Genomic DNA, 14023 nt, shown 5'->3' with positions numbered 1-14023 from the left:
ATATCCCGGATTGGATGACCTGAGCCGCTTGATCAAAACCAATACACCCTTCCCCGCCAAGCACCGCGGCTTCGTTCACGCTTCGCTTTAACGCCAAAATGCAGTAGCGTTTCCTGCAAATCAATGGGGGGCGTTTTTTTGACCAATAGAAATAAATATGATCTGTTCGAAATAGCAGGACAGACGGTCGCTCCCGGAAAAATCGGCGATATTGCGATCCCGATCAGCGACCTCTCCGCCGGGATGCAGGCCAATATGCAAGTCCGCGTATTTCACGGAAAGCGCGCCGGGCCGAAGATCTTTGTCAGCGCCGCGATCCACGGCGATGAAATCATCGGCACCGAGATCATCCGCAGGGTAATGAAAAAGCTCCACCCGAGCCGCATGTCCGGGACCGTGATATTCGTTCCCGTGGTCAATATGTTCGGGTTCATCACCCACAGCCGCTACCTGCCCGACCGCCGCGATCTCAACCGGTCTTTCCCCGGAACCGAAAAAGGCTCGCTGGCATCGCAACTCGCCAATATTTTCTCGACCGAGATCATCGATCATTGCTCTCTGGGCATCGATATCCACAGCGCCGCCCAGCACCGCTATAATCTGCCGCAGATCCGGATTGCTGCAGGCAATCCCGAACTCAAGGAACTGGCGCTCGAATTCGGGCCGCCGGTTGTCATTGAGGCCGAATTGCGCCCCGGTTCCTTGCGCGCGCTGGCACGGGAAGCCGGCGTAGACATGTTGCTGATGGAAGCCGGCGAAGCGCTGCGGTTCGACGAGTTCTCCGTACTGACCGGAGTCAACGGCATCTTGCGGGTGCTCAAGAAACTCGAGATGATCGACACCAAGCGGCTCGGAAAGCGCGGTGTTCCACCCGCCCAGGCAACCCGCACGGTCTGGTTGCGCTCGACCAGAGGCGGGATTTGCCGGCTGATCTCACCCTCCGGCAGTAAAGTCCACAAGGGCGATACCGTCGCCTGTATCAGCGATATTTTCGGCGATGGCGAAGAAGCGATCCTTTCCCCGGTCGACGGCATAGTCATCGGCCACAGCAATCTTCCAGTCGTCAATCAGGGTGACGCACTGCTCCACATCGCCGAAGTCAGAATATTCCACACGGTGGGCGAACGGCTGGAGCAGATCGAGGGCGCGATCACCAGCAACCAGCTGCTCGACGAGGACGAGGTTATTTAACCCGCCTCCGGCGAGCTACCCCTTGCCCTTGGTCTTGGTATTGCCGGCTTTCGCCTTTGCCTCGATAAATTCGATGATCTGGCCGGCGACATCCTTGCCGGTCGCCGCTTCGATACCTTCAAGTCCGGGTGAGCTGTTCACCTCCATGATCACCGGACCGTGATTGGCGCGCAATATGTCAACGCCAGCGACGTTCAGGCCCATGACCTTTGCCGCGCGGATAGCGGTCGAGCGCTCTTCCGGTGTAATTTTGACCATTTTGGCCGAGCCACCGCGGTGCAGGTTGGACCGGAAATCGCCTTCCGCGCCGGTCCGCATCATCGCTGCAACAACCTTGCCGCCGACCACAAATATCCGGATATCGCTAGACCCGGCTTCCTTGATGAATTCCTGCACGAGAATATTGACGTTCAGGCCGCGAAACGCCTCGATCACCGACTTGGCGCTGTTGTTGGTTTCACCCAATACCACGCCAATGCCCTGCGTTCCTTCGAGCAGTTTGATAACTGCGGGGGCGCCGCCGACAATCTTCAGCACCTCGTCGGTCTGTTTCGGGTCATGCGCGAAAGCCGTAACCGGCAGGCCCAAGCCATGTTTGGCAAAAATCTGCATCGAGCGCAGTTTGTCGCGCGAACGGCCGACAGCAACGCTTTCGTTCAGCGGCCATACGCCCATCATTTCGAACTGGCGCAGCACGGCCAGACCATAATGGGTGATCGACGCGCCGATACGCGGGATCACGGCGTCAAAACCGGTCAGGGTTTCCCCGTTATATAATATGCTGGGACGATGAGACGTGATGTTCATCGTACAGCGCAACGTGTTGAGGATTCTCAATTCGTGGCCGCGTTGCTCTGCTGCCTCGACAAGGCGTTGGTGCGAGTAGAGCTTCGGATTGCGCGCAAGCATTGCAATTTTCATAAATTATCTTTCTTCGTGCCGGCCCAGCATCCAGCGCCGGGCGCTGTTGACGAGAAAGCCCCGTTTCAGCGCTCGCCGTCCTATCAGGACCGGGAATATCATTGATTGCCTGTTGGCAAGTGTCATATGCCCGACCCACTCCAGTGGCCCGAGCTTCATGACTGTCTCTACCACATAACGGGTTTGCATGACACCATTGCTACTCTTTATTCTGCGCTGTCCGTAGACCAGCGCTTCACAATGATAGTCCGGAACGCCCGATCCCATCGGTATCGTAAATTTCACAAATTGTTGGCCATTTTTGTCAAACGGCTTGATCCGGGTGGCGTGGAGCGAGGACGTCGCTGCCCCGGTATCGACCTTTGCGTGGAGGTTTTTTACGCCAAATCCAGGTAAATCAATAAGTTCGCACCAGCCTATTTCACAAGGTTCTTTAAGCTTGGTGCGAAGCCGCTTCACCTTTGGAGTTATTGTATGCGCCATCGACCATGATCTGGCCGATGGCGCCTATTTGCGCAAGAAAATTTTGTATCAGGTGACACCATATGCAAGCATGGCGTCGGCGACTTTTTTGAAGCCTGCGATATTGGCGCCCTTCACATAGTCGACATAGCCATCGCCCTGATCGCCATATTCGACACATTTGCCGTGAATACCTTTCATCAGATCGGTGAGCATTTCGCCGAGCCGTTCGTGGTTCCAGCTGATCCGCTCTGCATTCTGGCTCATTTCAAGACCGGAGACCGCAACACCGCCGGCATTGGCCGCCTTGCCGGGACCGTACATGATCTTGGCATCGTGGAAGGCATGGACCCCTTCCAGCGTGGTCGGCATGTTCGCGCCTTCCGATACAGCGATCACGCCATTGGCAACCAGTTCCTTGGCTTCCGCCTCGTTCAGCTCATTCTGGGTCGCGCAGGGCAATGCCAGATCACACTGCACGCTCCAGGGACGCGCGCCTTCGTGATAGGAAGCACCGGTAAAATGATCGGCATATTCGCTGATCCGGCCACGCGTGTGGGTTTTATGGTGTTTGACCCAGTCGATCTTTTCCTGATCAATACCCTCGGGATCGTAGATGAAGCCACCGCTGTCCGATAGCGTCAGAACCTTGCCGCCCTGCTTGGTAATCTGCTCGGCCGCATGGGTTGCGACATTGCCGGACCCGGAGATAACCGCAGTCTTGCCGGCGATCGCGTCATTACGATGCTTGAGCATATTTTCCATGAAATAGACCGCGCCATAGCCGGTCGCTTCGGGGCGCATCTGCGATCCGCCATATTCGATGCCTTTGCCGGTCAGCACGCCTTCCCAGCGGTTGGTAATGCGCTTGTACTGGCCAAACATATAGCCGATCTCGCGTCCGCCCACACCGATATCACCGGCAGGAACATCCGTGTCCGGGCCAATATGGCGGTATAATTCGGTCATGAAGGACTGGCAGAAGCGCATGACTTCGGCGTCCGACTTGCCCTTGGGATTAAAGTTCGCGCCGCCCTTGCCGCCGCCCATCGGCAGTCCGGTCAACGAGTTTTTGAAAGTCTGCTCGAACGCGAGGAATTTCAGCACGCTTTCGGTAACGCTCGGGTGGAAACGGATACCGCCCTTATACGGGCCGATCGCATTGTTATTCTGGATGCGGTAGCCGCGCTGGACACGGACATTGTGATTGTCGTCTTCCCAGCAAACCCGGAATGATATCACCCGGTCGGGTTCCGCCATCCGGCGCAAGATCTGTGCTGTATGATAAGCTTCTTTGTCCTCGATAAAATCGAAAATATCCATCGCGACTTCGTGCACCGCCTGAACAAATTCAGGTTGCCCCGGATTGCGTTTCTTGACGCCCTCCATGAATGTCGGAAAATCTACATGATCGGAAACGGCCATCGTCTTACCCCTCAAATATTGAATGTCTGCACGACCCGTTATTCGCCGCCAGCCTCCTCAAGCCACCAACAAGTATGAAACCATCATAGAACTATTAAACCACCGGCGTAAAGTGTTGAGATCGAGCCGGATTCAGCTCGGATCGTCGGTTTCGCCTACAGCGCTGGCGTCGGTGTCAAATTGCTCGACTGCATCATCCTGCAAACCGGTATCGGTCGCATCCGGGTCACCGAACAACGCCGACAGACGCGCCAGTTGCTCTCCGATCACGCCATCCACAGCAGGAGCGATCTGATCCACCGGGAATTCCATGTAGCCACCGACTTTATAGGTGAACCGGACAACGGTAGCGTCCCCTTGCGGCTGCAATTGCATGGTCAGCGTGCCGATCACAGCTTCGCTCTGCAACGGGCCCAGCGCACCGGACATGCGGAGCATCTTGCCATTATGCGCATAGATAACCCGCATGTGCTGGACGCTGCCGTCCGATGATTTGATATTGTCGTCAGATGTCGTCCGGATCAGCTCGCAAAAACAGCCGCCAGCCTGCGGAACAAGATAGAAATTTTCCGCGTCTCCGGTCCAGCTATGATCGGCATTCCAGTAACGCGACGGCGCGATCAGGGCTTTCCAGACCTCCTCGCTATTTCCCGCTATCTCGACTTGATGCTGTACCGTGAAGCCATTGTCCGCTGCGTTGGTCACTTCCGCCTGAGCGGACGTTACGCTGCAAAGTGCTGCCATTCCGAAAATTGCGTGAAATGCCAGCTTTGCCATGACCATGTCTCCAATGGGGTTTCTCAGAGCGACAGAGCAGCCTCTATCGCATCATTGACTTCCGTCATGCTGCCCATGCCGTTCACCTTGTGCACGATACCGCGCGCTTCATAGATTGGCAGGATCGGTGCGGTCTTCGCGCGATATTCTTTCATGCGCGTGCGCACGGTTTCTTCATTGTCATCGGGACGACGCTTGAATTCGCCTTTGCCGCAGACATCACAGACGCCTTCTTTGGCGGGCTGTTTGAACGTATCATGATAGCCTTCACCGCAACTTCCGCAGGTGAAGCGGCCAACGATGCGCTCGACCAGCGCGTCCTCGTCGACGGCAAGCTCAATCACATGGGAGAGCTTACGGTTTCTCGCCGCCAAAATTTCGTCGAGAGATTCCGCTTGCGCTGCTGTCCGGGGATAGCCGTCAAAGATAACGCCCTTGTCAGGACCGAGTTCATCCAGCTTGTCACCGATAATACCGGAAACCACCTCATCAGGGACCAGTTCGCCGGCATCCATCAGAGCCTTGGCCTTCAAACCGACCTCGGTACCGGCCTTAACCGCTGCCCGGAGCATGTCACCGGTGGACAACTGGACCATGCCATGTTCGTTTTCGAGGCGACCAGCCTGGGTGCCTTTTCCGGCGCCCGGAGGCCCCAACAAAATAATGTCCATGATTATCCCCTGAAAATTATTATGAGTCTGATCAGCCGGGCAACTTAGCGTTTACGCCGACCGCCTTTGAGTTTCGCTTTCTTGAGCAGATCGCCATATTGCAGCGCCAGCAAATGGCTCTGGATTTGGGTCACGGTGTCGACCGTCACATTGACGACGATTAACAGGCTTGTTCCGCCAAGGAAGAAAATCGGAAGATTGGTTTGCGCCATGACATATTCCGGCAGAACGCACACCAGCGCCAGATAGGCTGCACCGACCACGGTAATCCGGGTAAGCACATAATCGAGATAGTCTGCGGTATTCTTGCCCGGACGGATGCCTGGAACAAAGCCACCGTTTTTCTTGAGATTTTCGGCTGTTTCCTCGGGGTTGAAGACAACCGCCGTGTAGAAGAAACAGAAGAAGATAATGCCGGACGCATAGAGCGCCATATAGAGCGGCTGGCCATGCGCCAGATACTGGTTCAGCATGATGACGAAGTCACCAAACATTGTTTCCCCGGCAGTGGCATTACCGGCAAACTGGCTAACCGTCAGCGGCATCAGCAATAGCGAAGAAGCGAAAATTGGCGGGATGACACCTGCCGTATTGACCTTCAGCGGCAAATGGCTGCGATCGGCCTGCATCACGCCATGTTGCGTGGCGCGTTTCGGATATTGGATCAGCACCCGTCGCTGCGCGCGCTCCATGAAACTGATGAACAATACCAGGCCCGCAACCATCACAATCAGACCGACAATCGTCAGCGCGTTGATCGAGCCGGTGCGGCTGCCTTCCATGAGGTTGCCGACGAACGTAGGCATCTGGGCGACAATACCGGCCATGATGATCAGCGAAATACCGTTACCGATACCGCGGCTGGTGATCTGTTCACCCAGCCACATCAGGAATAAGGTACCGCCGACGAGGCTGATAACCGCGCCAACGCGGAACATATAGCCCGGTTCAACGACCGCCTGCAGACCCGATTGGGACGCAAAGCTTTCGAGGCCAACAGCGATGAAATAGCCCTGGACGGCGGTCAGGCCGACCGTACCGTAGCGAGTATATTGATTGAGTTTCTTGCGCCCTGCTTCGCCGTCCTTTTTGACTGCGGCCAGCGTCGGTGACAAAGCTGCCGCCAACTGGACGACAATCGAAGCGGTAATATAGGGCATGACGCCCAACGCGATCAGGCTCATCCGCTCGAGCGAACCGCCGGAAAATGTATTGAAGATATCGAGAACGCCGCCACGGGTCTGATCATAGAGATCAGCCAGAACGACCGGATCAACACCGGGGAGCGGAACGAAGCTGAGCATCCGGAAAATGACCAGCGCTCCGAGCGTAAACCAAATGCGTTTGCGCAATTCGGTAGCTTGTCCGAATTTCGATAGACTTAGATTGGCTGCGACCTGATCGGCTCTTGATGCCATGCTTGACTTCCCTGCCCCAAAGTTAGTTTGCAACGCGCTTCTGCTTAGGCAGAGGCCCATCTCCAACTATTGCGTATTGGTGCAATCTCCGGAGATGAATAGCTGCCTTTGCAACTATGCAACCCGCCCCATATCGGATGTTAATCCATCAAAAACAAGGGGCCAGAAAAAGAGGCGCTGAAATCAGCGCCTCTCGAAGATCAATCTTTCTTTTTCGCGCGGTTCGCGGCTTTTTTCTCGCGAGCTGGCTTGGAAGCAACTGCCTTTTTCTCGCCTTTGGGACGACGTTCGCCACCCGCTGGAAGAATTTCGACTTTGCCGCCGGCCTTTTCAACCGCAGCAACAGCAGCTTTGGAAGCGCCTGCAACGGTGATCGTGATTTTCGCTTTCAATTCGCCTTTGGCGAGCAGACGTACGCCGTCCTTGCCGCCACGAGCCAGACCAGCAGCTTTCAAAGTTGCGTGATCGATCGTGCCTTTGCCGTCGAGGCTTTTGCTGTCGATGAATTTCTGGATCATGCCCAGGTTCACTTCCGCATAGTCGGTTCCGAACGGGTTGTTGAAACCACGCTTTGGAAGACGCATGTGAAGTGGCATCTGGCCGCCTTCGAAGCCCTTGATTGCTACACCGGAACGGGATTTCTGACCTTTTTGGCCACGTCCAGCGGTTTTGCCTTTGCCCGAGCCGATGCCCCGACCGACGCGCATGCGTGATTTGCGTGCGCCGTCATTGTCTCTAAGTTCGTTTAATTTCATGTCTTGTACTCGCTTTCGCTTTTATGCGCACGGAAGTCTCGGGTGTTACCCTTCGAGAACTTCCACCAGATGATGTACTTTGCCGATCATACCGCGGACTTCGGCGGTATCTTCCAGTTCGGAAACACGGTGCATCTTGTTGAGACCGAGACCGATCAGCGTCTTGCGCTGGGATTCCGGACGACGGATCGGAGATCCAATCTGCTTGATTTTAATTTTGGCCATCAAAAATTACTCCGTAACTGCCGCGGCATCTGCTGCCACTTCAGCAGCCGAACCGCCAGCACGTGCAAGCAGGTCGGTCACTTTCTTGCCGCGTCGCTGGGACACGGATTTCGGGCTCGACTGATCTGCCAGTGCGGCAAAAGTTGCGCGGATCATGTTATAAGGATTGGCCGTACCGTTTGACTTGGTCACAACGTCGGAAACGCCGAGACTTTCGAAAACAGCACGCATTGGGCCACCGGCAATAATACCGGTACCAGCTGGTGCCGAACGGACGGTCACGTTGCCCGCGCCAAACTGGCCAGTGCCATCATGGTGCAGGGTCCGGCCTTCACGAAGGGGTACGCGAACCATATTCTTTTTTGCAGCAGCGGTTGCCTTGGTAATGGCTTCCGGCACTTCGCGTGCCTTGCCCTTACCGAAGCCAGCCCGGCCCTTGCCGTCGCCAACCACAACCAGTGCAGCAAAACCAAAGCGCTTACCGCCCTTAACAGTCTTGGAAACGCGGTTGATGTGGACCAATTTCTCGACCAGCTCTTCGCCGCCGTCATTGTTGCCACGACCACCACGATTGTTGTTGCGTCCGCCGCCACGATTGTCGCGACCGCCGCCACGGTTATCACGGTTGCCACCGCCGCCGCCACGGTTTCCACCGCGTGCTGGACGATCGGGAGCGCCACCGGTTTTCGCTTCAGCTGCTACAGCTGCTACCGGCTGATTGCCTTCGCCAGTGGTGCCCGGCTGTGCCGCGCCTTCTGGTGTTGTTTTGTCATCAGCCATATTAAAACTCCAATCCGCCTTCACGTGCTGCGTCGGCCAGAGCCTTCACACGTCCGTGAAACAGGAACCCGCCACGGTCAAAAATTACTTCTTTAACGCCTGCCTTCTTGGCTGCTTCGGCAACGCGTTTGCCGACATCGGCTGCAGCTTTGCTATCCGCACCGGTTTTGACAGATGACGCTTTGTCGATGGTCGAAGCGGAAGCCAGCGTTTTGCCCTCGGCATCGTCGATAACCTGAGCATAGATATGCCGGCTCGTACGATGGACGGACAAACGAGGCTTTGAGAGCCCGCGCTTCCGCAATTTGCTGCGTACGCGTTGCTGGCGCCGTTTGAACTGAGAAATATTCGCCATGGCTTATTTCTTCTTCCCTTCTTTGCGGAAAATATATTCGCCGCGATATTTAATACCCTTGCCTTTATACGGCTCGGGCTTGCGCCAGCGCCGGATTTCAGCAGCGACCTGGCCAACTTGCTGTTTGTCCATGCCGGTGATTTCGATCGTGGTCTGGTCCGGTGTCTTGATCTCGATACCATCAGGGATCGCGAAGTTGACATCATGACTGTAACCGAGCTGCAGGTTCAGGTTTTTCCCCTGAGCTGCCGCACGATAACCAACGCCGTTGATTTCCAGCACCTTGGTGAAGCCGCTGGTAACGCCGTCGACCAAATTCTGAACCAATGTACGCTGCATTCCCCAGAACGCGCGTGCGGTCTTCGATTTATTTGCTGGCTTCACCAGCAAACCACCGTCGCCCAGTTCATAAGTCAGGTCGTCAGACATAGGGGTCGAAAGCTCGCCCTTTGGTCCTTTGACCTTGACCAGGCCATCTTCCATCACGGCAGTGACGCCGTCCGGAATAGTTACTGATTTTTTGCCGATACGGGACATGATTAGAATACCTCAGCCAGTACTTCGCCGCCGACTTTCGCCTGGCGCGCTTCCGCGTCAGACAAAACACCTTTTGGCGTCGATACGATTGTTATGCCCAGACCATTACGCACCCGTGGCAGATCTTCAGATCCGCTATAGACACGACGACCAGGCTTTGAAACGCGGGCCACGTGGCGGATAGCCGGCTCGCCTTCAAAATATTTCAGTTCGATCCGCAAACCGGGGTGCTTGTTGACCTCTTCTTCGCTGTAGCCACGAATATAACCTTCGCGCTGCAACACTTCGAGGACGGCACCACGCAATTTGGACGCAGGTGTTACGACGCTGTCTTTGCGTGCCTGTTGTCCGTTACGGATACGGGTGAGCATGTCACCCAAGGGATCGGTAAAAGCCATATTATCTCTCCCTTACCAGCTTGATTTCGTTACGCCGGGAATCAGACCTTTATTGGCCATGTCTCGCAGCTCGATACGGCACAGGCGGAACTTGCGGTAGTAACCGCGGGGCCGTCCTGTGGTTTCACAGCGGTTGCGCACGCGGGTTGGATTCGCATTGCGCGGTATTTCCGCCATTTTGAGGCGCGCCATCAGACGTTCGGTCTCGTCGAGAGACTGGTCTGCTGCCATAGCCTTCAGTTTCGCATAACGGCCGGCGTATTTCTTCACCATCCGTTTGCGTTTTTCGTTTCTGTTAATGGAACTCAGTTTCGCCATGACTTAAGTTCTCGTCCTTCCGTATAATGAAGCGCTCATGCGGCTTCTTTTTCTTCCGATTGTTCCTCTTTAGGGAACGGGAAACCAAATAATGCCAGAAGCGCACGCGCCTCGTCGTCAGTTTTTGCGGTTGTCGTTACAATCACATCCATGCCGCGGACAACGTCGATATTGTCATAGGCGATTTCAGGGAAAATAATCTGCTCTTTCAGACCCATGGCAAAGTTACCACGACCGTCAAAGCTTTTCGGATTCAGACCTCTGAAATCCCGGATACGAGGCATTGCGACAGTCACCAGACGATCGATAAACTCGTACATACGTTCCCGGCGCAAATTCACTTTGCAACCGATCGGCATGCCTTCACGCAACTTGAACGTCGCGATCGAGTTTTTCGCCTTGGTGATGACGGCCTTCTGACCGGCAATCAACTGCATTTCATTGGCAGCAGTCGCGACTTTTTTCTTGTCCTGACTGCCTTCGCCCACACCCATGTTGATCGTGACCATCGAGATACGAGGCACTTCCATGTGGTTGGAATAGTTAAACTTCTCCTGCATCGCTTTGACGATTTCCTCGTCATATTTCGTGCGCATGCGCGGGATATATTTTTTATCAGCCATCGACCTTCTCCCCGGACTTTACAGCGATACGCTGCATCTTTCCGTCTTCTGTCTTTTCAAATCGGACCCGCGTCGGCTTGCCGTCTTTCGGGTCAGCCAAGGCCACCTTGCTGATGTGCATTGCCGCTTCACGTCGTTCCAGGCCACCCTGAGGGTTTGCCTGGGTCGGTTTGCGGTGGCGAATAGCAATGTTGATGCCCGAAACGATGCACTTGCCATCTTTCGGCATTACTTTGCTGACTTCACCAGACTTGCCCTTGTCCTTGCCGGACAGAACAACAACGGTGTCGCCTTTTTTGATTTTTGCGTTGGCCATGATTAAATTACCTCCGGCGCAAGGCTGATGATTTTCATATGCTTTTTCGCACGCAGTTCACGAACCACGGGGCCAAAAATACGGGTGCCAATAGGCTCCTGGTTGTTGTTCACCAGAACCGCTGCATTGCTGTCGAACCGGATAACCGATCCGTCCGCGCGACGGATGTCCTTCTTGGTACGAACGATCACCGCCCGGTGAACGTCGCCCTTCTTGACCTTGCCACGTGGCGCAGCTTCCTTGATCGACACAACAATGATGTCGCCAACGCCGGCAAAGCGACGCTTCGAGCCGCCCAGCACCTTGATGCACTGCACGCGTTTGGCTCCGCTATTGTCAGCGACCTCCAGGTTCGATTGCATCTGGATCATGGATCCAATTCCTTCTTCATAAACCCGGCGAACCGGGCGTTTCCTACTTCGTCATCCCGAACAAATCCGGGATATTCTAAAATTACTCGGCCGCTGGTTCAGCTGCTGGCTTGACCGGCGCCTTGACCTTTTCGTCTTTCGGATCACTTGCCGTAATCTCGCTGACCGTCGGCGTTGCGACACCGGCTGCTGCACCGACCCGCTCCAGAACTTTCCAGGTCTTCAACTTGGAAATCGGCCGCGTTTCTTCGATGCGCACGGTTTCACCCATGCTGATTTCGTTGTTTTCATCATGCGCATGATATTTTTTCGAGCGCCGGATAATTTTTCCGTAAAGCGGGTGCTTCACCTTGCGTTCGACATTGACGACAACTGTTTTGTCGCCCTTGTCTGACACAACCGTGCCGGTGAGAATACGTTTTGGCATATCGGTTCCTTACGCCTTAGCTTCTGTGGTCGCCGCGTTCGCACGCTCGGCCTGCAAAGTTTTAATCCGGGCGATCGTGCGACGCACTTCCCGCGTCCGGCTTGGTTTTTCGAGCTGGTTGGTCGCAGCCTGGAAACGCAGGTTAAATGCCTCGCGCTTCAGTTCGCCCAGTTCCGTCCCGAGTTGATCGTCGGTTTTGGTCCGCAAATCTTCTGTCTTAATGCTCATCTACCTTAACCTTCCAGATGTGACGTATCGCCGAGGCGGGCCACAACCTTTGTCTTGATCGGGAGCTTCATAGCTGCCCGCTCGAAAGCGATCGCTGCAATCGGTCCAGGAACACCGTCCAGTTCGAACAAAATGCGGCCTGGTTTAACCCGAGCGGCCCAATATTCTACCGAGCCCTTACCCTTACCCTGACGAACTTCGGCAGGTTTCTTGGATACTGGCACATCCGGGAATATCCGGATCCACAAACGTCCCTGACGTTTGATGTGACGCGTGATCGCACGGCGAGCCGCTTCGATCTGGCGCGCGGTAATCCGGTCAGGCTCCATGGCTTTGAGGCCATAGCTACCGAAATTCAGGCTAGAGCCACCTGGCGCTTTTCCTTTAATCCGGCCTTTAAAAGCCTTGCGGAACTTATGTTTCTTGGGTTGCAGCATGATGCTCTACCTATTCCTCAAAAATCAACGTTGGTGCTGCGGACGGACGCCGGAAGTTTGCGCTTCCACATTCAACCGATCCTGAGCCATCGGGTCGTGACCCAATATCTCGCCTTTGAAAATCCAGACCTTGATACCAATAATACCATAAGCGGTCAGCGCTTCATATTCAGCATAATCGATATTGGCGCGCAGCGTATGAAGCGGCACGCGGCCTTCACGGTACCATTCAACGCGCGCGATTTCCGCGCCGCCCAAACGGCCACCACAAACAATTTTAATACCTTCGGCACCGAGACGCAGCGCAGATTGCACAGCGCGCTTCATGGCGCGACGGAAAGCAACGCGGCGGATCAGCTGATCGCCAATGCCCTGTGCTACCAGTTTCGCGTCAACTTCCGGCTTGCGGATTTCGACGATGTTCAAGGAAACGTCGCTGGAAGACATGTCGCTCAATTTGCGACGTAGTTTCTCGATATCCGCGCCTTTTTTGCCGATGATAACACCAGGACGGGCAGCGTAGATAGAGATCCGGCAGTTCTTGGCCGGACGTTCAATCACAACCTTCGAAATCGCTGCCTGTGGCAGTTCCTTGAAGATATATTTGCGCATCTTGATGTCTTCCATCAAGAGATCGCCGTAATTGGAACCTTCCGCATACCAGCGACTGTCCCAGGTCCGGTTGATCTGCAGGCGAAGCCCGATAGGATTACTTTTTTGACCCATGGTTACGCCTCTTCCTCTTCATGCTCACGCACGACGATGCGAACGCGGCTAAATGGCTTGATAATCTTGGCTGAACGACCACGAGCACGCGCTTTCCAGCGTTTCATCGTGATTGACTTGCCGACGCTCGCTTCGTGAACGATCAGTGCGTCAACATCCAGATTGTGATTATTCTCGGCATTGGCGATGGCAGAAGCCAAAACCTTGCTAACGTCCTTGGCCATCGCCTTTTTCGAAAAGGACAATATGTTCAGCGCGTCGCCAGCCTTGTGGCCGCGGATCAACTGAGCAACCAAGTTCAGCTTCTGGGCAGAACCACGAATGGAATTGCCGACAGCCAAAGCTTCATTATCGCCAACGCGGCGGGGTGATGATGCCTTACCCATTATTTCTTGCCTTTTTTGTCAGCGCCATGACCGTAATAGTTACGGGTCGGAGCGAATTCACCAAGCTTGTGGCCGACCATGTCTTCGTTCACCGAAACCGGGATGAATTTCATGCCGTTATAAACGCTGAAAGTCAGGCCCACAAAGTCAGGCAATACAGTAGAACGGCGCGACCAAGTCTTGATCGGTGTACGAACACTGTTTTCCTGCGCGGTTTGCGCTTTTTTCAGCAGGTGGAGGTCAACAAATGGACCTTTTTTGATGGAACGAGCCATG

22 protein-coding genes and 1 pseudogene are annotated in these 14023 nt (G+C 54.9%); 1 reads left to right on the top strand and 22 read right to left on the bottom strand.

The genetic code is table 11. From position 1 onward, the window contains the following. Nucleotides 1-138: 138 nt before the first annotated feature. A complete protein-coding gene (locus tag AAC060_RS13455) occupies nt 139-1191 on the top strand; it encodes a succinylglutamate desuccinylase/aspartoacylase family protein (protein WP_339827034.1) in 1053 nt (350 codons plus the stop codon). A gap of 15 nt (nt 1192-1206) precedes the next feature. Here AAC060_RS13455 and rimK read toward each other — a convergent pair whose 3' ends face one another. The 22 genes and pseudogenes from rimK to rpsS form a co-directional block, all read right to left on the bottom strand. Further along, nucleotides 1207-2112, bottom strand: coding sequence for a 30S ribosomal protein S6--L-glutamate ligase (gene rimK, locus AAC060_RS13450; RefSeq protein WP_339827032.1), 906 nt, complete (start codon nt 2110-2112; stop codon nt 1207-1209). 3 nt (nt 2113-2115) lie between these two features. After that, entirely contained in the window at nt 2116-2595 is a 480-nt protein-coding gene (locus AAC060_RS13445; RefSeq protein ID WP_339827030.1) for a RimK/LysX family protein, read from the bottom strand. Between the two features lie 48 nt (nt 2596-2643). Then, on the bottom strand, nt 2644-3999 hold the full coding sequence (gene gdhA / locus AAC060_RS13440) for an NADP-specific glutamate dehydrogenase (protein ID WP_339827028.1): 1356 nt from the start codon (nt 3997-3999) through the stop codon (nt 2644-2646). A gap of 132 nt (nt 4000-4131) precedes the next feature. Continuing rightward, nucleotides 4132-4776, bottom strand: coding sequence for an SRPBCC family protein (locus AAC060_RS13435; protein WP_339827026.1), 645 nt, complete (start codon nt 4774-4776; stop codon nt 4132-4134). A 23-nt stretch (nt 4777-4799) separates the two neighbouring features. Continuing rightward, complete coding sequence (locus AAC060_RS13430; RefSeq protein WP_339827024.1) at nt 4800-5447, bottom strand: adenylate kinase; 648 nt, start codon at nt 5445-5447, stop codon at nt 4800-4802. A gap of 44 nt (nt 5448-5491) precedes the next feature. Further along, on the bottom strand, nt 5492-6865 hold the full coding sequence (secY, locus tag AAC060_RS13425; protein ID WP_339827022.1) for a preprotein translocase subunit SecY: 1374 nt from the start codon (nt 6863-6865) through the stop codon (nt 5492-5494). 200 nt (nt 6866-7065) lie between these two features. Next, complete coding sequence (gene rplO / locus AAC060_RS13420) at nt 7066-7620, bottom strand: 50S ribosomal protein L15 (RefSeq protein WP_339691936.1); 555 nt, start codon at nt 7618-7620, stop codon at nt 7066-7068. A 45-nt stretch (nt 7621-7665) separates the two neighbouring features. Next, nucleotides 7666-7845, bottom strand: coding sequence for a 50S ribosomal protein L30 (rpmD, locus tag AAC060_RS13415; RefSeq protein WP_067198352.1), 180 nt, complete (start codon nt 7843-7845; stop codon nt 7666-7668). A gap of 6 nt (nt 7846-7851) precedes the next feature. Beyond that, a complete protein-coding gene (gene rpsE, locus AAC060_RS13410) occupies nt 7852-8625 on the bottom strand; it encodes a 30S ribosomal protein S5 (RefSeq protein ID WP_339827020.1) in 774 nt (257 codons plus the stop codon). A gap of 1 nt (nt 8626) precedes the next feature. Then, nucleotides 8627-8980, bottom strand: a complete 354-nt coding sequence (gene rplR / locus AAC060_RS13405) for a 50S ribosomal protein L18 (RefSeq protein ID WP_339691930.1) — start codon at nt 8978-8980, stop codon at nt 8627-8629. 3 nt (nt 8981-8983) lie between these two features. Then, nucleotides 8984-9517 carry a 50S ribosomal protein L6 gene (gene rplF / locus AAC060_RS13400; RefSeq protein WP_339691927.1) on the bottom strand — a complete coding sequence of 178 codons (534 nt, stop codon included), beginning with the start codon at nt 9515-9517 and terminating at the stop codon, nt 8984-8986. A gap of 2 nt (nt 9518-9519) precedes the next feature. Then, a complete protein-coding gene (gene rpsH / locus AAC060_RS13395; protein WP_339691924.1) occupies nt 9520-9915 on the bottom strand; it encodes a 30S ribosomal protein S8 in 396 nt (131 codons plus the stop codon). A gap of 12 nt (nt 9916-9927) precedes the next feature. Further along, entirely contained in the window at nt 9928-10233 is a 306-nt protein-coding gene (gene rpsN, locus AAC060_RS13390; RefSeq protein WP_176280104.1) for a 30S ribosomal protein S14, read from the bottom strand. A gap of 35 nt (nt 10234-10268) precedes the next feature. Further along, on the bottom strand, nt 10269-10856 hold the full coding sequence (rplE, locus tag AAC060_RS13385; protein ID WP_339827018.1) for a 50S ribosomal protein L5: 588 nt from the start codon (nt 10854-10856) through the stop codon (nt 10269-10271). Beyond that, nucleotides 10849-11172 carry a 50S ribosomal protein L24 gene (gene rplX / locus AAC060_RS13380; protein WP_339691917.1) on the bottom strand — a complete coding sequence of 108 codons (324 nt, stop codon included), beginning with the start codon at nt 11170-11172 and terminating at the stop codon, nt 10849-10851. Before rplX ends, rplE begins: the two co-directional genes overlap by 8 nt. A gap of 2 nt (nt 11173-11174) precedes the next feature. Continuing rightward, nucleotides 11175-11543 carry a 50S ribosomal protein L14 gene (gene rplN, locus AAC060_RS13375; protein ID WP_339827016.1) on the bottom strand — a complete coding sequence of 123 codons (369 nt, stop codon included), beginning with the start codon at nt 11541-11543 and terminating at the stop codon, nt 11175-11177. 196 nt (nt 11544-11739) lie between these two features. Then, nucleotides 11740-11970 (bottom strand): annotated as a pseudogene (gene rpsQ, locus AAC060_RS13370) (30S ribosomal protein S17); the annotation flags it as partial. 9 nt (nt 11971-11979) lie between these two features. Further along, entirely contained in the window at nt 11980-12198 is a 219-nt protein-coding gene (gene rpmC, locus AAC060_RS13365) for a 50S ribosomal protein L29 (RefSeq protein ID WP_339691913.1), read from the bottom strand. A gap of 5 nt (nt 12199-12203) precedes the next feature. Then, complete coding sequence (gene rplP, locus AAC060_RS13360; protein ID WP_067198333.1) at nt 12204-12635, bottom strand: 50S ribosomal protein L16; 432 nt, start codon at nt 12633-12635, stop codon at nt 12204-12206. A 24-nt stretch (nt 12636-12659) separates the two neighbouring features. Next, a complete protein-coding gene (gene rpsC / locus AAC060_RS13355; RefSeq protein ID WP_339691911.1) occupies nt 12660-13361 on the bottom strand; it encodes a 30S ribosomal protein S3 in 702 nt (233 codons plus the stop codon). A gap of 2 nt (nt 13362-13363) precedes the next feature. Beyond that, complete coding sequence (gene rplV, locus AAC060_RS13350; protein WP_176280099.1) at nt 13364-13747, bottom strand: 50S ribosomal protein L22; 384 nt, start codon at nt 13745-13747, stop codon at nt 13364-13366. After that, nucleotides 13747-14022: a 30S ribosomal protein S19 gene (gene rpsS / locus AAC060_RS13345; RefSeq protein ID WP_339691907.1), complete on the bottom strand. Its 276-nt coding sequence runs from the start codon at nt 14020-14022 to the stop codon at nt 13747-13749. Before rpsS ends, rplV begins: the two co-directional genes overlap by 1 nt. Between the last annotated feature and the right edge of the window lies 1 nt (nt 14023).

Source organism: uncultured Parasphingorhabdus sp., from assembly GCF_963975555.1.
Classification (GTDB): Bacteria; Pseudomonadota; Alphaproteobacteria; order Sphingomonadales; family Sphingomonadaceae; genus Parasphingorhabdus.
This window is presented reverse-complemented; position numbering and strand designations above follow the sequence as displayed.